This window comes from Marinobacter sp. C1S70 (assembly GCF_000475355.1).
Lineage (GTDB): Bacteria > Pseudomonadota > Gammaproteobacteria > Pseudomonadales > Oleiphilaceae > Marinobacter > Marinobacter nauticus.
In genome coordinates this window covers 25,554-47,703 of the sequence record NZ_AXBW01000017.1, presented here as the reverse complement: position 1 = coordinate 47,703, position 22,150 = coordinate 25,554, and the positions used below count along the sequence as shown (strand labels likewise).

27 protein-coding genes and 1 tRNA gene are annotated in these 22,150 nt (G+C 53.9%); 4 read left to right on the top strand and 24 right to left on the bottom strand.

What is annotated here, in order from left to right; translation table 11 throughout:
- From Q669_RS05785 to Q669_RS05765, 5 genes are all read right to left on the bottom strand, one after another.
- On the bottom strand, nucleotides 1-371 hold a 371-nt coding region (locus Q669_RS05785), incomplete at its 3' end, for an EamA family transporter (protein WP_022991570.1).
- A gap of 84 nt (nucleotides 372-455) precedes the next feature.
- Nucleotides 456-1,187, bottom strand: a complete 732-nt coding sequence (locus Q669_RS05780; protein ID WP_022991569.1) for an AraC family transcriptional regulator — start codon at nucleotides 1,185-1,187, stop codon at nucleotides 456-458.
- 233 nt (nucleotides 1,188-1,420) lie between these two features.
- Nucleotides 1,421-1,735, bottom strand: coding sequence for a HigA family addiction module antitoxin (locus tag Q669_RS05775; RefSeq protein WP_022991568.1), 315 nt, complete (start codon nucleotides 1,733-1,735; stop codon nucleotides 1,421-1,423).
- 10 nt (nucleotides 1,736-1,745) lie between these two features.
- Complete coding sequence (locus Q669_RS19250) at nucleotides 1,746-2,024, bottom strand: type II toxin-antitoxin system RelE/ParE family toxin (RefSeq protein ID WP_081699714.1); 279 nt, start codon at nucleotides 2,022-2,024, stop codon at nucleotides 1,746-1,748.
- 250 nt (nucleotides 2,025-2,274) lie between these two features.
- Complete coding sequence (locus Q669_RS05765) at nucleotides 2,275-3,141, bottom strand: LysR family transcriptional regulator (protein ID WP_022991566.1); 867 nt, start codon at nucleotides 3,139-3,141, stop codon at nucleotides 2,275-2,277.
- A 115-nt stretch (nucleotides 3,142-3,256) separates the two neighbouring features.
- Between Q669_RS05765 and Q669_RS05760 the strand changes: the two genes are divergently transcribed.
- Together Q669_RS05760 and Q669_RS05755 are read left to right on the top strand one after the other, a co-directional pair.
- Nucleotides 3,257-3,970 carry an AzlC family ABC transporter permease gene (locus Q669_RS05760; protein WP_022991565.1) on the top strand — a complete coding sequence of 238 codons (714 nt, stop codon included), beginning with the start codon at nucleotides 3,257-3,259 and terminating at the stop codon, nucleotides 3,968-3,970.
- Nucleotides 3,960-4,271, top strand: a complete 312-nt coding sequence (locus tag Q669_RS05755; RefSeq protein ID WP_022991564.1) for an AzlD family protein — start codon at nucleotides 3,960-3,962, stop codon at nucleotides 4,269-4,271. The genes Q669_RS05760 and Q669_RS05755 overlap by 11 nt, the downstream gene beginning before the upstream one ends.
- Before the next feature lie 243 nt (nucleotides 4,272-4,514).
- Here the strand turns inward: Q669_RS05755 and Q669_RS05750 are convergent, their stop codons facing one another.
- From Q669_RS05750 to Q669_RS05725, 6 genes are read right to left on the bottom strand one after another with little or no spacing between them, the layout of a single operon-like run.
- Nucleotides 4,515-4,925 carry a DUF6262 family protein gene (locus Q669_RS05750; RefSeq protein ID WP_022991563.1) on the bottom strand — a complete coding sequence of 137 codons (411 nt, stop codon included), beginning with the start codon at nucleotides 4,923-4,925 and terminating at the stop codon, nucleotides 4,515-4,517.
- Nucleotides 4,909-6,741 carry a tyrosine-type recombinase/integrase gene (locus tag Q669_RS05745; RefSeq protein WP_160170554.1) on the bottom strand — a complete coding sequence of 611 codons (1,833 nt, stop codon included), beginning with the start codon at nucleotides 6,739-6,741 and terminating at the stop codon, nucleotides 4,909-4,911. Before Q669_RS05745 ends, Q669_RS05750 begins: the two co-directional genes overlap by 17 nt.
- A gap of 17 nt (nucleotides 6,742-6,758) precedes the next feature.
- Complete coding sequence (locus Q669_RS05740) at nucleotides 6,759-8,405, bottom strand: hypothetical protein (protein ID WP_011784718.1); 1,647 nt, start codon at nucleotides 8,403-8,405, stop codon at nucleotides 6,759-6,761.
- Entirely contained in the window at nucleotides 8,402-9,541 is a 1,140-nt protein-coding gene (locus tag Q669_RS05735) for a tyrosine-type recombinase/integrase (RefSeq protein WP_022991561.1), read from the bottom strand. Before Q669_RS05735 ends, Q669_RS05740 begins: the two co-directional genes overlap by 4 nt.
- A gap of 46 nt (nucleotides 9,542-9,587) precedes the next feature.
- Entirely contained in the window at nucleotides 9,588-9,794 is a 207-nt protein-coding gene (locus Q669_RS05730) for a hypothetical protein (RefSeq protein ID WP_022991560.1), read from the bottom strand.
- A 31-nt stretch (nucleotides 9,795-9,825) separates the two neighbouring features.
- Nucleotides 9,826-10,269 (bottom strand): LexA family protein, encoded by a 444-nt coding sequence (locus tag Q669_RS05725; protein WP_022991559.1) that lies wholly within the window; start codon nucleotides 10,267-10,269, stop codon nucleotides 9,826-9,828.
- Nucleotides 10,270-10,397: 128 nt separating this feature from the next.
- Here Q669_RS05725 and Q669_RS19625 point away from each other — a divergent pair, with 128 nt between their 5' ends.
- A complete protein-coding gene (locus Q669_RS19625) occupies nucleotides 10,398-10,556 on the top strand; it encodes a hypothetical protein (RefSeq protein WP_022991558.1) in 159 nt (52 codons plus the stop codon).
- Between the two features lie 17 nt (nucleotides 10,557-10,573).
- Here Q669_RS19625 and Q669_RS05720 read toward each other — a convergent pair whose 3' ends face one another.
- The 5 genes from Q669_RS05720 to Q669_RS05700 all read right to left on the bottom strand — a co-directional run bounded on the left by Q669_RS05720 (nucleotide 10,574) and on the right by Q669_RS05700 (nucleotide 14,339).
- The gene (locus Q669_RS05720) at nucleotides 10,574-11,224 is read right to left on the bottom strand and encodes a HEPN domain-containing protein (RefSeq protein ID WP_036148940.1); all 651 of its coding nucleotides are present in this window, start codon (nucleotides 11,222-11,224) and stop codon (nucleotides 10,574-10,576) included.
- A 32-nt stretch (nucleotides 11,225-11,256) separates the two neighbouring features.
- Nucleotides 11,257-11,799 (bottom strand): YqiA/YcfP family alpha/beta fold hydrolase, encoded by a 543-nt coding sequence (locus Q669_RS05715; protein WP_022991556.1) that lies wholly within the window; start codon nucleotides 11,797-11,799, stop codon nucleotides 11,257-11,259.
- 147 nt (nucleotides 11,800-11,946) lie between these two features.
- Entirely contained in the window at nucleotides 11,947-12,900 is a 954-nt protein-coding gene (locus Q669_RS05710; RefSeq protein ID WP_022991555.1) for a TraI domain-containing protein, read from the bottom strand.
- Nucleotides 12,887-14,101: an Arm DNA-binding domain-containing protein gene (locus tag Q669_RS05705; protein WP_022991554.1), complete on the bottom strand. Its 1,215-nt coding sequence runs from the start codon at nucleotides 14,099-14,101 to the stop codon at nucleotides 12,887-12,889. Before Q669_RS05705 ends, Q669_RS05710 begins: the two co-directional genes overlap by 14 nt.
- Nucleotides 14,094-14,339, bottom strand: a complete 246-nt coding sequence (locus Q669_RS05700) for a hypothetical protein (RefSeq protein WP_022991553.1) — start codon at nucleotides 14,337-14,339, stop codon at nucleotides 14,094-14,096. Before Q669_RS05700 ends, Q669_RS05705 begins: the two co-directional genes overlap by 8 nt.
- Nucleotides 14,340-14,492: 153 nt before the next feature.
- Here Q669_RS05700 and Q669_RS05695 point away from each other — a divergent pair, with 153 nt between their 5' ends.
- Complete coding sequence (locus Q669_RS05695) at nucleotides 14,493-14,699, top strand: helix-turn-helix domain-containing protein (RefSeq protein ID WP_022991552.1); 207 nt, start codon at nucleotides 14,493-14,495, stop codon at nucleotides 14,697-14,699.
- 247 nt (nucleotides 14,700-14,946) lie between these two features.
- On the opposite strand, the gene Q669_RS05690 is transcribed toward Q669_RS05695, so the two are convergent.
- From Q669_RS05690 to bamA, 8 genes are all read right to left on the bottom strand, one after another.
- Nucleotides 14,947-15,023, bottom strand: a tRNA-Met gene (locus tag Q669_RS05690).
- 69 nt (nucleotides 15,024-15,092) lie between these two features.
- A complete protein-coding gene (rnhB, locus tag Q669_RS05685; protein WP_022991551.1) occupies nucleotides 15,093-15,776 on the bottom strand; it encodes a ribonuclease HII in 684 nt (227 codons plus the stop codon).
- Entirely contained in the window at nucleotides 15,776-16,954 is a 1,179-nt protein-coding gene (gene lpxB, locus Q669_RS05680; RefSeq protein WP_022991550.1) for a lipid-A-disaccharide synthase, read from the bottom strand. Before lpxB ends, rnhB begins: the two co-directional genes overlap by 1 nt.
- Before the next feature lie 18 nt (nucleotides 16,955-16,972).
- On the bottom strand, nucleotides 16,973-17,764 hold the full coding sequence (lpxA, locus tag Q669_RS05675; protein WP_011785995.1) for an acyl-ACP--UDP-N-acetylglucosamine O-acyltransferase: 792 nt from the start codon (nucleotides 17,762-17,764) through the stop codon (nucleotides 16,973-16,975).
- On the bottom strand, nucleotides 17,764-18,201 hold the full coding sequence (fabZ, locus tag Q669_RS05670) for a 3-hydroxyacyl-ACP dehydratase FabZ (protein WP_011785996.1): 438 nt from the start codon (nucleotides 18,199-18,201) through the stop codon (nucleotides 17,764-17,766). The genes lpxA and fabZ overlap by 1 nt, the downstream gene beginning before the upstream one ends.
- An 11-nt stretch (nucleotides 18,202-18,212) precedes the next feature.
- Nucleotides 18,213-19,238 (bottom strand): UDP-3-O-(3-hydroxymyristoyl)glucosamine N-acyltransferase, encoded by a 1,026-nt coding sequence (lpxD, locus tag Q669_RS05665; RefSeq protein WP_011785997.1) that lies wholly within the window; start codon nucleotides 19,236-19,238, stop codon nucleotides 18,213-18,215.
- A gap of 41 nt (nucleotides 19,239-19,279) precedes the next feature.
- Nucleotides 19,280-19,777, bottom strand: coding sequence for an OmpH family outer membrane protein (locus Q669_RS05660; protein WP_014421992.1), 498 nt, complete (start codon nucleotides 19,775-19,777; stop codon nucleotides 19,280-19,282).
- A 43-nt stretch (nucleotides 19,778-19,820) separates the two neighbouring features.
- The gene (gene bamA, locus Q669_RS05655; protein WP_022991549.1) at nucleotides 19,821-22,139 is read right to left on the bottom strand and encodes an outer membrane protein assembly factor BamA; all 2,319 of its coding nucleotides are present in this window, start codon (nucleotides 22,137-22,139) and stop codon (nucleotides 19,821-19,823) included.
- Between the last annotated feature and the right edge of the window lie 11 nt (nucleotides 22,140-22,150).

The following is a 22,150-nucleotide window of genomic DNA, read 5'->3' as shown; positions in this document are numbered from 1 at the left end:
CGATGGGCCGGAATATGCACGCCCGGCAGGAAGGCCGACAGCAGGACGATTAGCAGCGGCCATAGGTAAGCCAGAAGGCTGACTTCAACGGCCGGGGCCAGTGTCATGGCCTTGAAGTAGGCAAAGTGATACCCGAACAAACCAACGATGCCGATGCACCATGCAAGCGGCGATTGCCGTAAATAATGCACACCGGAATGTCCCGAGAAGACCCAGCGACCGCACATCAGCAGGAAAGCGATACCGAAGGTCATGGCCATGAGCTGGAACTCAGGAATCTCACCACCGGAAAGCTTGGTCAGCAATGCCAAAGTGCCCCATAACAGAACCGAAATTGACCCGATCCAGGTTGCGGCGGTAACGGATGCCATGAAACCCTCCCGAAACTCTCATGTGTGAATGATTGCAGAAGGGTATCCAGTGCGAAGGGTAGGAACTTTCAAATCCTGGCGGAACTATTTCGAAATACGGCGGAAGTGGCTGGGCGCTTTGCCAAAGTGGGCTCTGAACCGGTCGCTAAAGGCCGATAAAGATGAATAGCCAACAGCGTCGGCAACTCGCTGGACGCTGAGCCCCGACTGCTCCAGAAGCCGCCAAGCTTCTTTCATTCGTAACTCTGTGAGGTATTGATGCGGCGTCATGCCGACCTGGCGCCGAAACAGATCGTTCAACTGCCGAATGCTCAGATGTGCCACGGCAGCCGCCTCAGCTAAGGACAGCGGTCGGCTGAAGTGTTCGTCCAGCAATTGTTTCGCGGCGAGGACTCTGCGGTCCAGCTTCAGCTGACTTCCATGGCGCTCCTGAAGCAACTGAATCAGCAGAAGCAGCATTTGATGCTGGGTAAAATCCGACTCAGTCCCATGTTGGAGCTGTGCGTGAAGGAACTGGACGTAATGGAGCAATGCCGGATCGAGGTCTACGAAACAAGGTAGCTTGTCTAGCGCCGGGGCCAAGCCTTCGGGGACATCTGCAACCAAAAACCGATTATCGTCCGTCGCAGCATATCCATGGCCAATTCCTGCGGGAATGATTGCCGCTCGATGCTGTGCAACCTTTCCTTCCTTGGCATCCACTGACAGAGATAACGTTCCCACCAACGGCAATACCAGTTGGTGATGGTCGTGGGAGTGGCTTTTTCCCTCGTCTTCGTAGGTTCGTATATGCAAGCCGATCTCAGAGTGCTTCATGCGACCAGTATAATCAGAAACACAGGAGAGTCATCACAGAACCACTCTTTCACCCATCTCTCATCCGTGATCCGACCGGTTCATGGTAAAAACGCGGCAAATTCACAGTCACGAAGTATCTCTTGAGCTAGCCCAAACGGTTTGTGGCTAGAATGTCCGCTTTTGTTTAGCTGAGATACGTGAGTAGCCTTGGTCGCAAAGCGGCGGGAAATCGATAGCTGTGAAGCCTTTGGTTATACCCTGTGTCTGATTTCAGTTACCTCAGTCCACGGACGAATAGTCTTTAACTGATCCTCCAGGGCATCTTTGGCAATCTCAGTGTCGTAGGCTGCCTGAGCGCGCAACCAGTAGCCGTTAGACAAGCCAAAGAAACGACAGAGTCGCAGGTCCGTATCTGCGGTAATCGAACGCTTTCCCGCGATGATCTGGCCTATTCTCTGAGCAGGCACCCCAATTTCTTTGGCCAGGCGGTATTGAGAAATGCCCATCGGCTCCAGAAAATCTTCTTTGAGCAACTCGCCTGGCGTGACAGCATCAATGTTGCGCATGAGCCACCTCCTAATGGTAATCAACAATTTCGACATCTTCCGCGCCAGCCGTGGTCCAGCGGAAGCAAACCCGGAACTGTTTGTTGATTCGAATGCTGTGCTGGCCTTGGCGGTCACCATGCAATGGCTCCAACATATTTCCGGGAGGCACTTTAAGATCATCCAACTGGCTCGCAGCTTGGAGTTGCCGGATCTTCCTTAACGCAACTCGCTCAAAATTGACGAAGCGCCTGACGCGGCGTCCGCTTGCCAACTTCTCGGTGTCCTTACACTTGAACGATATGATCATGATTCAATAGTGACGTGATGCAACATTAACGTCAAGCGTTATTAAACGGAAGATGAATCTCGAATATTCGCTTTGTTTATTTGGGAAGCTCGGCCTGGTCGCAAAGCGGATATTCAGGATGGGCGTTCACGACCTTCTTATCAACCGCTGACCTGGACTCACTCCGGCCCACTAGCCTCCACCGGTCAAAATGTCGAACCATTATTATCTCAACTCCTCCTTTCGGTACGTATTGGGAGGGCCGTATGTCCTAGGGGCTTGCCATGCGGAGTGTTTTAACCAATAGCGCGTGAAGTCGGTCTACTGCCTCGGAATTCTGAGATGCCTGACTACGGAACACCGACACCTCCATTGGCTCAAGCGGACCCAGCCCATGGTCTCTGCCAAGGACTTCCAGGTGGGCAGGTGCACTACATTGAGTCAGCACCGCGACCGCAAGACCACTCTCCACGGCCGCAACCTGGCCAGCTAGACTGGAACTGTTGTAAACCACTTTATAGCGGCGCCCTTGCAAGCCCAGTGAGTTGATAGCGCTCCTTTTGGCAAGGCTGGTACTTTCATAGACCGCAATGGGCAGTGGATCTTTGCGCCAGACCTGAAACTGCGCCGATCCTACCCACACCATAGGTTCATAAAATAATAGAGTGCCATGTCGGGGGTGATCCCGAGAAACCAATGCGAGATCCAGTTCACCACACTCAACGCGGGGGATGAGCGAGGTGGATTGTTCACAGTCCAGCTCAATTTCTACCGAACCGTGTTGTGGCGCGAACCTTTTCAGGACGGGCGTCAGGTATTTCGCCGCATAGTCGTCTGGTACGCCAAGTCTAATGCGCCCCTTTAGCTCTTCTCCATGAAACGCAGCCTGAGTCTCAGAATGCAGGTCCAGCATGCGCCTGGCATAGCCCAACAGCTTCTGCCCATCCGGAGTCAGTTGATGCTGGCGTGGGCCCCGCATCATTAACCGGCACCCTAATGCAGATTCCAGTTTCTTAAGTTGCATACTGACAGCCGACTGGGAGCGATGAACCTCCGGTGCGGCCGCAGACAAAGAGCCAGCATCCACCACCGCTACGAAGCACTTCAGCCAGTCAATCTGAAGATCGTGGTAATTCACCTACACCTCCGGAAGCATTCGAATATCAAATAGATCCTAGTCGATATATGCGCTTTTCTAAAGCTTCGTCTAAATCCATAGTTGCCAGACTTGTGAGACTAATACGGAGTGAAAATTGGACGTCACTAACACTGAATTACATCGGCTCGACAAACCATTGGTATGGTCAGGCTTCAAGCAATTGGTGCCCATCTCCTTGTTCGTCATTGCATTTGGTGCAGCATTCGGGCTCGCAGCGAATCAGACCGGGCTAAGTGATGGCATGGCTGTGCTCATGAGTACCCTGGTGTTTGCGGGTGCTGCGCAGTTTGCGGCCCTCGACCTTTGGGGCTCTCAGGTGCCGTTTTTCACCATGACGATTACGGTATTCGCCATCAATGCTCGACATCTTCTGATGGGAGCCACTCTTTATCCCTGGCTCAGTCAACTCACACCAACAAAGCGTTACGGCATCATGATGGTTGCTTCGGATGCCAACTGGGCCACTGCCATGCAAGCGTTCAGTCGTAAAGAGCCGGGGTTAGGCTTGTTATTTGGCGGTGGCCTCGCACTCTGGTCGTTCTGGGTTTTTGGCACTTGGCTCGGCATTTACTTTGGTAATGTGGTCACCGATCCGAAAAGTATGGGATTGGATATGGTGATGGGCTGCTTCCTGCTAGCCATGGTTGTTGGCGGTGAAAAGAATCTGAGAATGCTTGCCATCTGGGTCGTTGCAGCTACGTCCTCACTACTCGCTCACTGGTATCTACCGGAAAACAGTCATGTCATTACTGGCGCACTGGCCGGTGGTCTTGCCGGGCTGGTATGGGAGGATCGTGATGAACATTGAAACCAGCAGCATTGGCGTACTAATTATTGTGCTGGCGATGGCATTGGTTACGTTGGCCACCCGCTGGGGCGGTGTTTACGTGATGTCTTTTGTGCCGATCAGCTTTCGAGTCAAACAGTTCATTCATGCCATGTCTGGTTCCGTGTTAGTGGCTATTATTGCCCCCATGGCAGTCGAAGGGGATCATGGAGCCCGTCTGGCGTTAGCGAGTACAGCCGTTGTGATGTTACTGATTAAAAGACCATTACTGGCGATTACTTCAGGTATTCTGGCGGCTGGATTATCTAGGGCATTCTGGTAGCCGGCCCACATACCCTAGTGGCAAATAATACCCCAAGGTAGAGACCTTCAGGGTTTTGCAGAGTAACGCTGTCAGAGCTTCGGCCGCAGTATCGCCCATCAGCCGAGCCTGACCTCTTATAGTCGCTTTCTTTAAGATCCAAAGTCAGACCATTCACAGCTACTCAGGGCAAAAACGAGAGTAAAGGATAGAACGCGAATGTCCGCTTTTGTTTAATACCGGGCGGCCAAAACATGTATAGCACTACTCACTCGGTTTCCCCCTAAAAACTGTCACGTTTTTACTCTCTAAAATAGCCAACAGACGACGGTTTTCGAGTGCCAAGGTAGCGTTTTTTGAGGCAAGTGCATTGCGCTGCTCCGTTAGATCCACGATCTTTGAACGTAGCTGACGATTCTTGAAGCGCTCCTGTTTGAGCTGGAGATGCTTCTCGTCACGCTGGCTCTGGATCGCTTTGTTGGCATTGCCCCGGATGCGTTCCATCAAGTCAGGATAGTCTTTGTGAATCAGGGCACGACTGACTCCAGCTTCCTCAGCCACGGCAGCCACCGAGACCTTCCGCCCTTTCTCAACTAACTTGGGCTGGCCTTTTTCCAGTCGCACGATGGCCATGCGGATTCGTTTGTGAGTCTCTGACTCAGATGGTTTCGACATCGGCCAGTTGCTCCTTGAGGCGGTTGATGTCTACGCCGAGATCGGCCAGGACCTTCTCGCATCGATCCATGGTCCTTTCGACGGTCTTCGATCCCGAGGCGTCCAGATCCTCGATCTGGCGCAGCTCAATTTGTTGCTGGTAAAGGCCTTCCCAGAACGGCTTGTGGTTATCGTCAATGCAACCGTGCTCACAGTTCTCGCACTGGCCACCTGCACAGTCTACGCCGGTGTCATTGGTGCACCAGGCAATGCCTGTGGACCGCAAGTACACCAGTTCACTGATGGCCTGAACCATTTCCCGACGATCTTTATAGGTGCGAGTCTTCTCTGTGCGGCTTCGCATCTGACGGACATGCTCCCCCATGCCACCGGAGAGCGGTGTGTCCGGCTCCAGCCAGTGACCGACGATGGCTTGACGCTTTTCATCAAACGCGGCATAGATTTCATCATAAAGCTCCAGATCCTGCGCCTCGTTCATTACATACAAGATGGTCATATCCAGGCTCCAGTGCTTGAAGTGGTCTCGCAGGTAACGAAGGTCGCCCAGCTTGTGATGGACAACGTAATTCGCAAATGTGCGGCGGAACTGGTGCGATGCCAGTTTCCAGTCAAGCTTCAGGCTTGTTGCAAATCTCTTCAGCCGATCATCCAATGATTGCCAACTGATCACACTTATGGGATTACCCTTTTTCATGCTTCTAGTCAGCCCAACACACTCAGAACACTCCTGTAAGCGAGTCACCTCCTGATGATCACCGACTGCTATGGCATGTTCCAGAGCCTGTTCAAGCTCAATTTGCATGGGCTCTGAAAGCCGTTCGAGCGTCTTCACGGCGTGAATGGCGATCTCGGGGCACAGCCATGACGTTTCGCCCTCATGGGTTTTATCCGAGCGCGAGCCGAGGAAGTAAAAACGCTCACCATCCCGAACCTCGCTGTACCAGTGATCCCGCCTGATGTTGCCCAACTCATGAGCCCGGATGCCGGTGGTGGCCAGGATGATCACGAAGCAACCATCGCGCAGCTCGCGAAGGGCGTTGTTTAAGGCTCCAAAACCCAGATCCCAGCCGCGGGTTTTCAGGAAGCGAGATTTTTCCTTTATCTGACCAGATAGGTTTTTGTAGCGTAATTGATAGTCGCCCACCGCGTCTCGATGTCCCAGCAACTCGGTAGCCCTGCTCAACAGGGATTCGGACTGTTGGAAGAGAGGGTGCAGCACCTCTTCCGGAATGATGTCGGTTTTCGGCTTAGTTGCTTGTTTCAATTTGGCCAGCGCACTTGCGGAGTTCTCGGGCCAGGGGTGGTCGAAACCGTTTGGTGTATCCAGCAGGTGGCGCCAGCACGTCTCCACAACCAGGAGTCGTTGTGCTTTCGTGCCAGGAGCCAGAGGCCCACCGATCCTGTTAGGTGAGGTGAGCTGGTTTACGTGTTGAACATAGCGGTCTGCAACCATAGGCGTGACTTGGGCAAGGCTTCGGATACCCTGGTCGTGCAGCCAGTTCAACCAAACCACAAGTTTCATGAACTGGCCAGAAACTGTTGAGACCGCTAACTTCGTGTTTGCCCAGATCAGTCTCGCCATGACTGCTTTGGATTCGGACCGGAGTTGTTTACATCTGATGCGGGCAAAATCCAACTTGCGCTTGCAGTCCACGAGACTTGTCGGGCAACCGGTCTTCGGTAACCACCAAACCATGTCTTCGTAGCGAGACAGCACATACAGTACCCCCTCTGCCCGATCGGTGGTGACAATGCCGAGTAAGCCTTCGCCGCTCGGCAGGGCTTCCCGAAGCCGTTGACGGTCGGCCAGCACCACTGCCTTGGATACCATGCTCATATCGCCATCCTCGCCATGCTCAGGTCTCGCCAGAAGGGGTGTGGATTCGTCTTCGCTTTTTCGCGCTGCTCGTTCACCTGAGTCTCATCAAAGTGGGGCGCAATCTCTTCATCGATCAGCCGAACGACTTGCTTCAGGTATTTGGTCCAGCGCTTGCCACCAAAGCTGTGGTAGTTTCGCAGGGCGGCCCAGTAGAAGCTGAACAGGCGATAGAGGTCATCGCCGGTGACGACAAAGCTCTTGCACCGGAAGCATCCTAAATAGTCCTGACAGGGCTCACCGTTTTTTGGAGCGCGATGCCCCCGCCGCATATCCTGGCAGGACGCCACGGGGGTCCGATCACTGGCGATGATGGTGGATGCGCCGAGAAGTTCTTGAACGCGGACCTCGCCCAAGAACCGCATATTCTTTTCGGCCTCCGGAGGAGCCTCCCAATAATGAGCGTTCCCTGTTGAGATGGCGTGTCGGCCTGTTCTGGCCGTCGCCAAAGGGTCTTGCCCGGACATTTCCCAGACGCGGTTCAGGAGCGTTTGTCTCAATCGACTAATATTCAGTTTGAGCGGCCTGCCATCGTCGGTCTGGAGCTGGTGTTCATCAACAAGCCTGTTGACTCTTTCTGTAAGCATATTCTTGGTCAGTCGGGTTGGTTTCCGCTGACAACGCTTGCTCATGGATTCATAAACCAGCAAGCGATTCGGGTCACTGAACTGGCCTCGGATGCTCGCGTTTCGCTCAACGATCAGATCAATTGCATCAGCCGCATACAAATGGATACTGGCCATCTCGGACACTTCCTCGGATTTTCTCAAGGCGACAACCTGAGTGGCATTTCCACGGCGCTTAAAGCTCACCAGAAGCCGTAGGTTGGACTTTAACGGGTGGGGCTGCACACAGTCCGTCACCAGCTCCAGAATGGGCGTACGATTCATACCCGTAGACAATGCGATGGAAAGCACACACACCGCCAGATCATAGCTGTCTAGCGGATCAGAGTGTGCCACGATCCGTTCCATTTCTTTTCGCAGGGCTTTGACCACCCGGCGTTTCTCGTTCTTGCTGAGCGCTTTCTGACCTTTGGAACGCTTGTTGGAGTTCGGAAAGGGGTTGGCTGGCCACACCGTTTTAATATCCACTTCCGGCCAAAAGCCGAAACGATAACAGGCTCTGAGCAGGGCTATGGCCTTCGTGTAATAGCTCTTTTGCGTGACGTATCCGATGGGCTCGTTTCTCAGGTACTGCACGAACTGATTGATTGTATGGGTGTTCAGGTCCCCCATGGAGAGGTTTTTGCCACTGGCTGTATGAAGCAAAGAAAGAAACGGCGTAGCTTTGCGAAAACCGTACAGCCAGTAACCTACAACGGTTGTAACCGCCAGGGAGTTACCCTTCGTCTCCAAGCTCTCAGCAACCAGCTTTTCAATCGCACTTTGACAGGCCGCAGTGATGTCGTCATAGCCCTGACCGTAAAACGGCCCGAAGTCAGCGGTTCTTATAGAGGAGGCACTTTCGGGAAAAGAAACCACGGTGTTTGCCGGATTTGAGGGTATCATCTGATCGACGATACTGACCTTCGCCGCACTCGTGGATTTGCCGGCGTCCTGCACCCCAGTTTCCTGGCTCACCAACGTAAAGTCTTTTTTCATGCGCAGGCTACCTCCCTGGCCGTGTCCTCAATTTCCTCCTGATAGCTGGTGCGCAGATCGTCTTCGATATCATCCAGAAAGTGCAGGTATTTTTCGGTGGTCACGATGCTACTGTGCCCCAGTCGATCTCTCACATAGAGCAACGGATTGAACGTATTGCTTTTGCGGGTCATCAGCGATTTCAGGGTGTGTGTCGCATAGGTATGACGCAGTACATGGGGATGACAGGCAAACGATAAGTCCAGTCTGTTCAGTTGATTGTTGAGTGAGGTCCGAATACTCCAGGGTTTTCCCTTTGCCGTGACAAAGAGCGTCTTCGGGTGCGTCCCGCGCTGTCTAATCGTCTCATGACGTTCGTGGATCAGGTAATCCCAGAGATCCGCCATCAATGAAATAGGCACATGGATCGTCCGTGGAACGTCTCCCTTGGTTTTCATCTGTTGGGGATCTAGCTCAACCTTCACATGACTCCGGGCCGAGACCGACTGAGGTGCCGACACAGAGGTAACTGGAAACGTCAGCAGCTCTTCTTTTCGCAAACCCGTCAGCAATGCCAACCGAACGATCAATCGGAGAGTTTTGTTCTTGATAGTTTTGAGCAGCTCATCGACCTGCTCTTTGTTGAGGACTTTGATCCTGGTTGGCGTGGTTTTCAGCAGCACATCCGGCTTTACTGCATATCCCCCGGAGGTATCTTTGTGTGTCAGGAAACCCTTTGTCTGCCTCACTCTCACTGTCTCAAGGTCGTAAGGCAGTGTGCTTACCCAACCTTGCTTGAGAGCAAATTGATAGAACTTGATTACTAGATGAAGTCGTCGATTGACGGTTGAGGCATTGAGGTTAAATCGATCAAAGGAAATGTCCCGATACAGGGCTAACAGAGTTTCGTGATTTCGGTGATCAAGCTCTCTCCAATCAAACCCATTGGCTTCGATGAACTCGAAATAATCACACAGATCTCTTCCAAACGTTTCCCAGCTACCTCGGCTTTGCACACTTCCACGTTTTAAGCAGTGATGAACGAGAAATTCCATTCCTTCGACAAACACATCATGATTGGCTTTGAGAAGAATCGGGAACCCTTCATAGCAGTGGCCCCTGATTTCAAACTCTGACGTAGCAAGAAGGAACTCCACCCTCGAATCTCCAATACTGTATTTTTATTCAGTATAAAAGGGTGGTTTAAGACTGCAACAGGCAAGTTACATTGTCTGTGGTACAAAACATCTTGATCCCCAGTGCCTTGGCTTCTTTCGAGCGGGCGACCACGCAGCCGTCGTTGTTGGATAGCACAACCACAGGCGTGTTGCGCAGATCCGGACGGAATAGCTTCTCACAGGAGGCGTAGAAATTATTGCAGTCTACCAGCGCCAATACAGGCTGCTTCATTGCACCTTGGTCTCCCTCAGACATACAGACATCATCCCGGCCCTCCCCGCTTCAAAGAACGGATCACATTGGTCACCACCCCAAACACTTCCATCACCATATCGCCCTCAATGGTGATGGGCTGGTACGCCGAATTTCGTGGAAGGAGGCGAACGGGCGGAGGCGTCACGTGCAATTGCTTCACCGTCATCTCACTCTCCAGACTGGCGATGATGATATCGCCATGCTTTGCTATGAGCGATCGATCCACCACCAGCACATCGCCGGGATAGATGCCGGCGTCGATCATGGATTCTCCCTGAACCCGCACGAAAAACGTGGCGGCAGGATGCTGAATGCACAGCTCGTTCAGGTCGATGGTTTTCTCAACGTAATCTTCCGCTGGTGACGGAAAGCCAGCGGAGACCCGCTCCAGAAACATTGGGATATTTAGCCGTGAGACGGATTGGTAGTCGCCAAGCAGAATGCAGGACATGCTTTACACCTGATACTGGTTGAATATACAGTATTTTGGAGAGACAATATCAGCGGGTCAACCCATCATTGGGCACAATGCCCTATACTCGGAATAGTGCAGCTGCCAGGAAGGCGGGAGGAGTCTGTATGAAAAGCGTAATACTGATGTTTGTTGGCGGCTTAGTGGGCGGCCTGATCGGGCCAGTGACGGCGCTGGTGGGTGTGGCAGCCGGTTATGTGATTGGTCGTGCTCTGACGCATTCGGTTGTCCCGAAACCGAGGGAGAAACCCTCAGCTTGCCGTTAGCTCCCCCCTTATTAGCTTTAATCCTTCACAACTGGATAACAGGCATCGCCCCAAAGCGTCTCGGGGTGATCCATCATAATTGTCAGGATGATGGGAACCAGTTTGCTCATCAGACCGACGCAGTCACGAATTTGGTCGCGGTTCACCTTGCTACCCCAAGTAGCACCGCCATGTATCAACTGGTTTCGCAGTGTGTAAATTCGGCTAAGCGCAATGCCCAGCACCGTCGCGGTATCCTCGGAACCCAAGGCTGATTGGGCAGCGACTTTTGCCCGGGCAAACTGATCCTGCCACTCATCCTCGCTGAGTTTTCCGTTTTGATAATCCCAGAACGGCTGAAACACAAAGCGATTACCGAGCAGCACCCGAATACTTCGGGGGAATTCTGTCCAGGTCAGTCCATCCAGCTGTTTATCCGCATCAAGATCGGATAACTTCTTTAGAAATCCACGGAAGGCTGTTTTCTCCGTCGTCCGGTATTCTTCGTTGATCTCTGTGGCATAGGCCGCGTTGAAAGCAATCCACAGAAAGATGAACTGGCTGTCTGGATCGTCAAGTTGCTCTGCTCGCTTTAACCAACTCAGAGACCGGTGAACTCGCAGGCTGAGATTAGAGGAATAGCCTGCTCGTTCGTTACGGTGACGCTGTTTGAGAGTGTCATAGTTCATGGTTTCGGTTCGTCCTTTATCCAATCCTGGTTTTAATCCTTCACATGCTCCCGAATCAGCCTCAAAGCTTGCTCCATGTGTTCAAACCGGTGGCTGCCGCCCTCAAAGCTATGAACCGGAAAATAGTCTCCAAGCACCCTGACGGTGTCATTCCACGGAAGCAGTTCATCCCCCTTATCCAGCAGCACTAACCCGCTGCCATAGTGGGTGAATGGGTAGTAGCTAGAAACCACTTCGTCCGCCAGTTGATAGGCCTGCCCCTGATGATCTAAACCCTGCCCTATCCAAGGTTTGAGCATGTGAGCAGGATCCGTCACTGGATTGATGGCAACAAACGGAATGCCGGATTCGGCTCCCAGAATGCCCGCCAGCCATCCCCCCATCGAGGTTCCAACCAGAAGGTCCGGGTTCACTTGCATCAGCTTGTCCAAGCTCTCTTCAATAACGTCTTCCGAACCTTGGGTGTAGTCAATGTCGTGACCATACACCGGGCCCAGCTTGGCGAGGGTTTTGAGTTTTTCACTGGTGGTATCAAACCGGCTGGCGAAACCGTGAAGGTAATAAGTCTTCAGCATATCTTTCACTCTGGGCTTTTATCAGACCTTATCACCGTTCAGCAGGAAATACCTGTCTGTTCATCTGAGCATTTTTCGGTTGCCACACTACGAAAAAGGGGTGTGGCCACACTGTGCTCACACCCCTCAGCCTGTTGATTCATTGCCTCATCCATGGGCCTCGATTGACGGCCTCCAGTACACGTTGTTTCCAAGTCGGCCAAAGCCAGCAGGCTGGCGTTTCCGGTAAGCCTTACGCTGATTGTCGGCCATGGCACTCTGGGCATCGGCATCCCGAACGTAACGGGCAAGAGTCATGGCGGGAGCATTGCCATAGCGAGCACCCGGCGAGGCGCAGGTCCAGATGTGCCTTAGGGCCAGTGCTGCGCCCGAATCCACTTTATCGAGATAAGCCAAACCCAAAGCACAGGCTTCCAGGGTGAGATCGGCGTGGTCACACAGTCGTGCAGCCGCCGTGGGTTTACCGTACATATCATAGGTGTAGGTCTTGCCGATGTCGTGCAACAGGCCAGCGACGAAGCCAAGCTCCTGAAGAGATCGCGGCATCTCCGGCTCGTTTATCTGTGCCATTCGCAACACGTTCTGCGCCACCTCCAGAGAGTGCGCCAGCAAACCGCCAGGATCGTTGTGATGGTATTTCTTGCTGGCTGGCGCCTTGAGGAACACCTCCAGCCGATCCCGGCGCTCCAGCACCCGTTTGATGAAGACCTGCAAGTAGTCGCACTCCAGAGAGCGGACTGCCGCGATCAACTGATCCAGTGCTTCCGGTTTCGGGCAGAAGGTGCGCGGCAGAGTTTGCAGTGCCGGCAAGCGGGCAACATCCGCCTGTAGCGGGCGTCGGATTTCAGTCAGCAGCACCTCGCTGTCCTCCGGACCGACACACACCTGCCCTTTGACGACCACCAGATCCATGTGACCCAAGTGTTCTGGAATCACGATAGAGCCAATGACTGCCAGCACCACCATATCGCTGGCACAACTGCTCAGGCGCAGCTTCAGGTATGGAATACCTTCGTCATCGAAACAGGCGATGCGACCGGTAAGGCGGTAGGTGCCCCTGAAGGTTTCTTGCGTTAACGGGCGCAGATCATTCAGTTTCATCGCCAACCTCCTTATCGTTGTCGATCACACGGCTCTGGATCAGGCGTTCAAAGGCACTGCCATCCATACGTGTCAGGTTCGGGATATACCGGGAATACACTTTGAACAGCATTTCGGTGGACGAGTGGCCCAGCGTGCGGGCAACCCATTCCGGGTTTTCCCCGGCGGCAAGAAGCAACGTCGCCGCCGTGTGTCGCGTCTGGTAGGGCCGGCGCTTCTTGAGCCTGAGGTGCTCTAGCAGCGGATACCAAACACGCTTAGTCACATTATTATGATCCAACGGCTCTCCCAGCCGATTGCAAAACACGAATTTACTGAGCTTGCCGGTAGCCTCGTACTGGGCCTTCAGTGCGTCGTAAACCGGACCAAACATGGGAATCTCCCGTTGGGAGCCGTCCGTTTTGGTGTATTCCGTCTTGCCGTGGATCAGGGTTTCGCGAACCAAAATCTCGCGGCGCTCAAAGTCCACATGCTCCCACTTGAGGCCATCCACCTCTCCCGTGCGCATGCCGGTGTAAAACCGCACCAGGTAGTAGTTGCGGTAGTCCTCTCGCACACAATTGAGGATGGTCTCCACTTCCATCATGGAAAACGGCTCGATATGGACCTTCTGCTGTTTCAGCGGCTTGATATTGAGATAAGGGTTCGTGAAGTCGTAACGTTCCGCCGCTTCGGTCAGGATCATCCTCAGGATTGTCATATGACTATTGATGGTCTTGGGCGCCATCAAACCACTCGCGCCCCTGCCCTTGCGCCGGGCCATCTTGTTGCGGGCCGCAAGAATATCCGCCTTGGTGATCTCTCTGACCCGCTTGGTTTTGAAGGCAGGCTTCAAGGAACTCTCTAAAATGGATTCCACGTTACGGGTGTGAGAGTTCCGCCACTGAATTTTGGATTCCAGGAACCATTGGTCGGCGAAGTCTATGAAAAGCGGAGTATCGAGATCGCCAGAGCCGGCCGCAGCCTGGGAGCCCCCACCTTTTTGTTCAATTTTCTTAAGATTACCACTGTCTGGGAAATACTCTGCATAGTTAAAGTCGCCAAGAAGGATCTTGGCTTCGACCTTCTGCAGCAGCGCCTGTACCCTCTTACGGTTTGCTGGCGTATCTTTCAGCGCTGTTTGCTCACGACAGCGATGACCCGCGTACATGAAGTCGAGATACAGCCGGCCCGTTTCTTTACGTGATCTGACCTTACCCATGGCAAACCACCCCGCTAGCCATCGGAATCGCCAAGTGTTCATGTTCACGGGCAGTAACCAGCATTTCCTTTTCAACCTCTTCCCAGAGGAAAAGAATCTTTCGACGGCCAAAGGGCTTGATGTAGTGTTTTCCCTCAAGCAAAACGGTGTCTTTCAGGCACTGGCGAATGGTTCTGCAGTCGTACTTAATGCGTCCTGCGAGTTCTTCAGTAGTCAGGTAGGTGTAGGAATTTTCCATCGAATTGTTCCTTCTGTTGCGCTACGCTAGATCAACAAAAGACATTCCCCATATCAGAATGTCATCCTAAATGACATTTTAGGCAACAAAAGTACATTTGCAAGCACTTTTTGCCATTCTGGATGACATTTATTTATTAAGGATGATTTTAGAATGATTCGATGCCACCTGGCCCGACTCATGGGCGAGCACAAGATGAAGATTGTGGACGTAGCTCGAGAGACTGGTTTAAACCGGAATACCGTGACACTGCTTTATAAAGAAACCGCTCAGCGCATCGATCTCGAAGCGCTCGACAAACTCTGCACGCTGTTCAAATGCGAAGTCAGCGATTTGCTGGAATTTCAGAAGGACGAGTAGGTAATAAAGAAAAGTGCGGTCGGCAATTACCGGGATGGATTTGCCGAGGATAAGCTAAAACAAGATTTTAACTGCGTGGATTTTCGAGTGTGACACCAACAGACTTACGGTCATTCTCACCTGAACACCCAAATGGCGTGTCACAAGGATTGGCACATATATGTCACATATACGTCACAGGGAATTTCTGCCACCCCAAACGCAAAAAAGGCAGACCAGTAAGTTACTGATCTGCCTTTCTTTTATATGGTAGCGGGGGCTGGATTCGAACCAACGACCTTCGGGTTATGAGCCCGACGAGCTACCAGACTGCTCCACCCCGCATCAAACTGTTTGTTAACTGGGTTGCCCCTGTCAACGTGGCGCGTATACTACCGCCGGCCCCGCACCCTGTCAATCGATATTTTCAAATAAATCGGCAGGATAGTTCAACTCCTGAACAGACGCGGACGAACCTCCATAAACCCCGACGGCATCCAGCGCCATTTTTACCGGCCGAAAGGATCGGCGATGCTCCGGGGTCACCCCAAGGCGATTGAGCGCCTCGAGATGCACAGGCGTGGGGTACCCTTTGTGCTGGGCGAGCCCAAAACCCGGAAACCGGACATCCAGCGCCTCCATCTCGCGATCTCGCGTCACCTTTGCCAGGATGGAGGCAGCACTGATCGCCTCAACCCGACTATCACCTTTGATCACGGGCTCGGATGGCCAGCGCCACTTCGGGCAACGGTTCCCGTCCACAAGAACGTACTCCGGGGCTATCGAGAGCCCCTCAACGGCACGCTTCATGGCCAGCATTGTCGCCTGGTAAATGTTCAGCTCGTCGATTTCACTGGCCTCGCATCGGCCCAGGCTCCAGGCAGCCGCGTTTTCCAGAATATCGTCATATAATCGCAGGCGTTTCTTTTCGGTAAGCTTTTTGGAATCCGCCAGCCCGGGGATAGGCCGCACTGGATCAAGAATCACAGCGGCCGTCACAACCGCCCCGATGAGCGGGCCACGCCCCACTTCGTCCACACCCGCCAATAGCGAGCCGCGATAGGAACACTGAAAAGGAGGAAGTGCCTTGGCCACCATCAGCTTCGAGACTCCAGCAGCTCAGACACCGCTGCCGCCGCACGTTCGTCGGCGCCCTGGCGCAGCACCTGGTGCAACTCCAGAAACGCCTGGTGCAGCCTGTCGCGTTCCTGTTCGTTTTCCAGCCTTTCCAGAACCGCCGCCCCCAACTTCTCCGGCGTTGCGTCGTCCTGTAACAACTCGGGCACCAGCTGCTCCTGGGCCAACAAATTAGGAAGCGCCACCCAGGGAACCTTGACCAACCTGGACAATATCTTGTAACTGAAATCGCTGAGCCGGTAACCTACCACCATCGGTTTTTTCAGTAACATCGCCTCCAGTGTCGCGGTACCTGATGCCAGCAGCACCACATCGCTGGCAGCCATCACATCCCTCGACCGACCACGAACCAGCGTGACCGGCAAGCTCACCTCCAGGGATTCAACCAGATCACGCACCTGCCGCTCACGGTCCCGATTGACGCAGGGAATAACCAGCTGCAGATCCGGGCGACGAGCCTGGAGCCAACGGGACGCCTCGATAAACAGAGTGCCGAGGCGCTCAACCTCACCACCCCGACTACCCGGCAATACCGCCAGCACGGGTTTGTCCACCTCAAGACCGAGGCTCTCACGCGCAGCCAGAGTATCCGGTTCCAGCGCTATCCTGTCAGCCAGGGGGTGCCCCACAAACGACACGGGCACATGGTGCTCCTCATAAAACCGGGCCTCAAAGGGGAACAACGTCAGCATAAGGTCGACAGACTTGGCAATCTTGAAGATACGCTTCTGGCGCCAGGCCCAAACTGAAGGACTCACGTAGTGTGCAGAGGGAATGCCTGCTTCCCGGCACCGACGTTCGATGGCCAACGTAAAATCCGGTGAATCGATTCCAATCACAACATCCGGAGGGGTAGTAAACAGATAATCCAGCAAGCGCGCACGGATACTGAACAGCTCACGGATCCGGCCAAGCACTTCCACCAGACCCATCACGGAAAGCCGTTCCATTGGCACCAGCGAGTGAAAACCCTCAGCGATCATTTCATCACCGCCGATGCCGACAAAACGAGCCTTCGGGTAACGCTTTCGTAGCGCACGAATCAGTCCGGCACCGAGAATATCTCCCGATGCCTCGCCGGCAATGATGGCGATGGTTCGCCCTGAGAATGTGGCCGAATTGGCCTTTAGCTGTGTCACCAGCGGCCTCCGGCTGGCTTAACGGATGATGCCGCGATCCGCTCCCTTGAGCGAGTCAATCAGCGGGAGAACCTCAGGGACATCGGCAAAGTTGCGCTCAAGCTCTTCGATGGCCTGCTCCGTCGTCAGACCCTGGCGGTAGACCACCTTATAGGCTCTGCGGAGACTCAGGAGCGTATCCTTGGCAAAACCACGACGCTTCAGCCCTTCCACATTCATTCCATGAGGTTGGGCAGACTGGCCGCTGGCCATGACATAGGCGGGAATATCCTTGAGCACGATACTGCCCCCGGCAGCCATGCTGTGGGGCCCGATATGGCAGAACTGATGCACCATCGTACCGCCGCCCAGAATGGCATGATCTCCTACCGATACATGCCCTGCCAGCGTGGCACAGTTGGCCAGAATGGTATGGTTGCCGACAATACAGTCGTGAGCCACGTGCACATAAGCCATCAGCAAATTGCCATTACCGATCCTGGTCTCACCCCGGTCCTGAATGGTGCCACGATGAATAGTGCAATTCTCGCGGATAACATTGTCATCACCAATGACCAGCGTGGTCGGCTCACCAGCGTATTTCTTGTCCTGGCACTCTTCGCCGATGCTGGAGAACTGGAAGATTCGGTTGTTACGGCCAATTACCGTCGGCCCCTTGATGACCACGTGAGAGAGAATCTCGGTGCCTTCACCAATCTCCACCCCCGGACCAATATAGCTCCAGGGGCCAACCGTCACGTTATCCGCCAGTTTGGCTGACGGGTCCACAATCGCTTGAGGATGGACACCCGACCAGTCATTTGTCGCCATCAAACTTCTCTCTCAGCGGTAAGTATTTCTGCCACGCATACTACCTCGCCATCTACGAGGGCACGGCAATCAAACTTCCAGATACCGCGCTTGCCAGAGATAAACTCAGACTCCATATCCAAGCGATCACCCGGTAAAACGGGGCGCTTGAAACGCGCTTTACTGGATCCAGCCAGATATTGTACCACGCCGTCCGACGGTTTCCGTTCCACAGTCACAAAACCAAGAATCCCCGACAGTTGCGCCATGGCTTCAATAATCAGGACACCCGGCATAATCGGATTGTCCGGAAAGTGACCGGTAAAAAAGGGCTCATTGAACGATACATTCTTGTACCCCTTGATCGACTTCCCTTTTTCGACCTCAGTCACCCGATCCACCAGCAAAAAGGGGTAACGGTGCGGCAGGTACTCCAGAATTTCATCGATGTGCATCATCTTGATCGGCCTCAGCCCTCTAATTTCTTTTCCAGTTCTTTGATCCGTCGCGCCAGAGCATCCAGTTGACGAAAACGGACGGCATTTTTCCGCCATTGGCGATTGGTATCCGCACTGGTGCCGGAGGAGTAGACCCCCGATTCACGAATATCACCGGTTACCAGGGTCATGCCGGTGAGGTGAACCTGGTCGGCTATTTCAAGGTGACCAGCCACGCCAGAGGCGCCACCAAACACGCAGTGATTGCCAATCCGGGTGCTACCTGCAATTCCGACTTTCGCCGCCATTGCGCTGTGATCACCAATCTGTACGTTGTGGGCAATCTGAATCAGGTTGTCCAGCTTTACGCCGTTGCCTATTGTGGTGTCGTCCAGGGCGCCACGGTCTATGGTGGTATTGGCGCCAACCTCCACGTCATCGCCCAGCACCACGGCACCAAGCTGCGCGATGCGGTGCCAGACGCCTTTTTCGTTGGCAAAGCCGAAGCCGTCGGAACCAACCACCGCACCACTGAGAATGTGACAGCGCTTACCGACTACCACATCATGTGCAAGCGTGACCCGGGGCCGAAGGATACTGTCGTCCCCGATACTCGCTCTCGCACCGACAAAACCACCTGCACCGATCGCTACGCGCTCACCAATACAAACCCCGGCCTCAATCACAACATGCGGGCCTATGGATGCAGATTCAGGAATACTGGCAGACTCATCAACCACGGCAGTTGGATGAATGCCCGGGGAAGCCTTGGGAGCCGGATCAAACCAATGACTGAGGTGAGCATAGCCCAGGTAGGGATTGTCCAGTAACAGGACATTGGTCGGAACATCATCCGCCGCAGCCGAGGACACAATCACCGCTGACGCCCGGGTATCTTTCAGGTATTTGGCATAGGAGGGATTTGCCAGAAAACTGATCTGGCCCGGAACCGCCGCCTGCAAGGTGGCAAGCCCGGTAATACGGATATCGGGGTCTCCCCGGAGGCTCGCTCCCAATGCCTCGGCAATCTCCTGCAGCCGATAGGACTTCTGTGTCATCGTTTTCTCCAAACACAGGGGCCGGGGAGCCCCTTTCTACATCACTGGTTCAGTTTTTCAAGCAGTTGTGTGGTCAGATTCATCTCCGGCTTAACGTAAACCACCGCTTCGCTGGGCAGAATCAGATCAAGGTCATTTTCTTCCAGGAGTTCCTTCACAGCGGCGTCCACCTCAGGGCGCGCACCTTCCAGAAACTGCTGCTTGCGCTGGTTAACGGTGGCGTCGAGGCGCTGCTTGAGGAAATTAAACTCCTTTACCTTTTCCTGAAACTCGGCGGCCAACTGATTACGCTCGCTCTCGTTCATCATGGCGCCGTCCTTCTCCAGCCGATCCTTTAACTTGCGAGCGGCCTCCTGAGCTTCACGCACCTGGGCTTCGTCGCCGGCAAAATCCTGCTGGAGTTTTTCGCTGAAGGCCTGGGCATCATTGGAAGAGAACAGGGCCTGGCGCAGATCCACCACACCAATACGGGTCTCCGCCGCCACCTGGGCCGAGAAGGCCATGAGAGCGGCGGCAAGGATAGTCATCAAACGGGTCATCAATCTTCTCCTTTGTTTCATTCTTTCTTTTTTTATAGCCCGGTCAGAACGTCTGCCCCAGTGAGAACTGGAAGACCTGGGTATCGTCACCGGATTTATCGTTCAGCGGCTTGGCCAGACTGAAAGCCAAGGGACCTACCGCGGTGATCCACTGGAAACTGATACCAGCTGAAGTCCGTACCTCACCCAACTCAGGGTCAAAACCTCTTTCGGTATCAAACACCTGACCGGCATCGACAAAGAACGACGTGCGCATCGAACGCGAATCTCCTGCAAAAGGCGTCGGGAAGATCAACTCCAGCCCGCCTTCTGTCAGAACGTTACCACCGAACGGATCGGGATCCGAGAAGTCGCCTGCTGCACGCTCCGCCTTGTTACCCAAAGAGTTTGCTTCATATCCCCGAACAGAGCCATAGCCCCCGGAATAGAAATGCTCGAAGAACGGCATCTGACTGCGGTCACCGTAGCCGTCCCCATACCCGATCTCCGATCGCGCTCTGAAGACCCAGTTGGCGGAATCCGTCAGCGGGAAATAGAAATCCGTTTTGTGGGTCGCCTTGTAGAAGGTCAGGTCACTGCCTGGAACAGCGACATCCAGCGACAGGGAATGACTGTAACCCTTGGTTGGCAGTACACCTCGGTTGAGAGTACTCCGCCGCCAGCTACCAAACAGGAAGTAATTGGTGAACGAATCCCCTTCGTCGGCGATAAAATCGCGAACTTCCTGGGCTGAGAATACACCCGGCTTAATGTTTGATTGGGTAACGCCAGCACCGAAATTCAACCGCGTAATGGAATCTGTCGGATACCCGAACGTTACCCGGCCACCGTACTCATCGAGCAGGTAAGAGGAAATGTCTTCTTCCTCGTAATCGGTTTCACGGGCAAATAAACTGAAGCCCCGGCTTACCCCATCCACCGTGTAGTATGGATCCAGGTAGGAAACGTTGGCGCTCTTTACCGAATCACTGAAGTTCACACCAAACGAGACACGCTTGCCGGTACCGAAGAAATTATTCTCGGACACAGACGCGCCCAGAATCACGCCCGAGTTTTGCGAGAAACCCACCGATGCGGACAAGCTGCCCGTTGGTTGTTCCTGCACGCTGTAGTTCACATCGACCAGGTCATCGGTGCCGGGTACCGGGACCGTTTCAACATCAACAGTCTGGAAGTAACCCAGGCGCTCAAGACGGGTCTTGGAGAACTCGATGCGGTCGGACGAGGCTACCCCGCCCTCCATCTGGGTCATCTCCTGGCGCAGCACCTCATCCTTAGTGGACACGTTGCCGTCGAAGTTCACCCGGCGTACATAGGCCCGTTTGCCGGGCTCCACGAAGAAGGTAACCGCAGCTGTATTGTCTTCACCCGGCTCCGGTACCGCATTGACGTTGGCAAACGCATAGCCTTCGCGGCCGAGCCGGAACGAGAGCGCTTCGGAAATCGCCGTCATCTGTGCACGGGAGAATACATCGCCTTCTTTAACCGGAATGAATTTCCGTAGCTCTTCCTCACCGACAATCAGCTCACCGCGCAAGCGAATGTCGGAGATGGTGTATTGGGGGCCTTCATTAACGGCGATGGCGATAAAGACTTCCTGCTTGTCCGGCGAGATGGACACCTGGCTGGATTCAACGTTGAAGTCCAGATAGCCCCGATCAAGATAAAACGAACGCAGAGACTCCAGATCCCCGCTCAGACGTTCCCGGGCGTATTTATCTTTGTTGGTCAGCGAGTTCCACCAGCTACTGGTACGCAACTCGAAGAGGCCGATGAGTTCTTCATCACTGAAATCTTCGTTCCCAACAATATTGATGTGCTGAATGGCAGCGACAGAACCCTCGTTGATGTCCAGGCGAATGGCAACACGGTTCCTGGGTAACTCTTCCGCGGTGGCTTTTACCCTTGCGTTGTAGCGGCCCTGGGCGATGTAGGAGCGAAGGATCTCCAGTTCCAGTTTCTCCAGGGTAGCACGCCGAAATACCTGACCTTCCTCCAGGCCCGCACCGGCCAGGGCATCCATCAGCATCTCGGTTTCGATATTCTTGTTACCCTCGATCTCAATGGAGGAAATCGACGGGCGTTCACGCACCGACAGAATCAGCACACCCTCATCACGACTGGCCTGAATATCCGTAAACAATCCGGTCCGGAACAGATCCTTGATGGCGTCGGCCAACCGGGTCTCGTCCATACGCTCGCCGATGTTCACCGGAAAAGCCGAAAACACAGAACCCGCTGAAACCCGCTGAAGGCCCTCTACCTCGATATCCGCAACCGTGAATTCATCCGCCAGCGCTGGCTTTATACCGGTTGCGGTAATTGCTAGGCCAACGGCTACAGCTAGAAGGGAACGTCTCATTCAGTTATTTC

What these genes read in the sequence shown, in the direction of transcription:
- Q669_RS05705 (WP_022991554.1), bottom strand. Translation starts at nt 14,101, where the DNA reads ATGGGTAAGGTCAGATCACGTAAAGAAACGGGCCGGCTGTATCTCGAC.
- fabZ (WP_011785996.1), bottom strand. Translation starts at nt 18,201, where the DNA reads ATGATGCACATCGATGAAATTCTGGAGTACCTGCCGCACCGTTACCCC.
- Q669_RS05740 (WP_011784718.1), bottom strand. Translation starts at nt 8,405, where the DNA reads ATGAAAAAAGACTTTACGTTGGTGAGCCAGGAAACTGGGGTGCAGGAC.
- Q669_RS05700 (WP_022991553.1), bottom strand. Translation starts at nt 14,339, where the DNA reads ATGGAAAATTCCTACACCTACCTGACTACTGAAGAACTCGCAGGACGC.
- bamA (WP_022991549.1), bottom strand. Translation starts at nt 22,139, where the DNA reads ATGAGACGTTCCCTTCTAGCTGTAGCCGTTGGCCTAGCAATTACCGCA.
- Q669_RS05660 (WP_014421992.1), bottom strand. Translation starts at nt 19,777, where the DNA reads ATGACCCGTTTGATGACTATCCTTGCCGCCGCTCTCATGGCCTTCTCG.
- Q669_RS19250 (WP_081699714.1), bottom strand. Translation starts at nt 2,024, where the DNA reads ATGATCATATCGTTCAAGTGTAAGGACACCGAGAAGTTGGCAAGCGGA.
- Q669_RS05725 (WP_022991559.1), bottom strand. Translation starts at nt 10,269, where the DNA reads ATGTCCTGCATTCTGCTTGGCGACTACCAATCCGTCTCACGGCTAAAT.
- Q669_RS05780 (WP_022991569.1), bottom strand. Translation starts at nt 1,187, where the DNA reads ATGAAGCACTCTGAGATCGGCTTGCATATACGAACCTACGAAGACGAG.
- Q669_RS05750 (WP_022991563.1), bottom strand. Translation starts at nt 4,925, where the DNA reads ATGTCGAAACCATCTGAGTCAGAGACTCACAAACGAATCCGCATGGCC.
- Q669_RS05730 (WP_022991560.1), bottom strand. Translation starts at nt 9,794, where the DNA reads ATGAAGCAGCCTGTATTGGCGCTGGTAGACTGCAATAATTTCTACGCC.
- Q669_RS05710 (WP_022991555.1), bottom strand. Translation starts at nt 12,900, where the DNA reads ATGAAACTGAATGATCTGCGCCCGTTAACGCAAGAAACCTTCAGGGGC.
- rnhB (WP_022991551.1), bottom strand. Translation starts at nt 15,776, where the DNA reads ATGGTGGCCAAGGCACTTCCTCCTTTTCAGTGTTCCTATCGCGGCTCG.
- Q669_RS19625 (WP_022991558.1), top strand. Translation starts at nt 10,398, where the DNA reads ATGAAAAGCGTAATACTGATGTTTGTTGGCGGCTTAGTGGGCGGCCTG.
- lpxA (WP_011785995.1), bottom strand. Translation starts at nt 17,764, where the DNA reads ATGGCGACAAATGACTGGTCGGGTGTCCATCCTCAAGCGATTGTGGAC.
- Q669_RS05715 (WP_022991556.1), bottom strand. Translation starts at nt 11,799, where the DNA reads ATGCTGAAGACTTATTACCTTCACGGTTTCGCCAGCCGGTTTGATACC.
- Q669_RS05755 (WP_022991564.1), top strand. Translation starts at nt 3,960, where the DNA reads ATGAACATTGAAACCAGCAGCATTGGCGTACTAATTATTGTGCTGGCG.
- Q669_RS05720 (WP_036148940.1), bottom strand. Translation starts at nt 11,224, where the DNA reads ATGAACTATGACACTCTCAAACAGCGTCACCGTAACGAACGAGCAGGC.
- lpxD (WP_011785997.1), bottom strand. Translation starts at nt 19,238, where the DNA reads ATGACACAGAAGTCCTATCGGCTGCAGGAGATTGCCGAGGCATTGGGA.
- Q669_RS05775 (WP_022991568.1), bottom strand. Translation starts at nt 1,735, where the DNA reads ATGCGCAACATTGATGCTGTCACGCCAGGCGAGTTGCTCAAAGAAGAT.
- Q669_RS05695 (WP_022991552.1), top strand. Translation starts at nt 14,493, where the DNA reads ATGATTCGATGCCACCTGGCCCGACTCATGGGCGAGCACAAGATGAAG.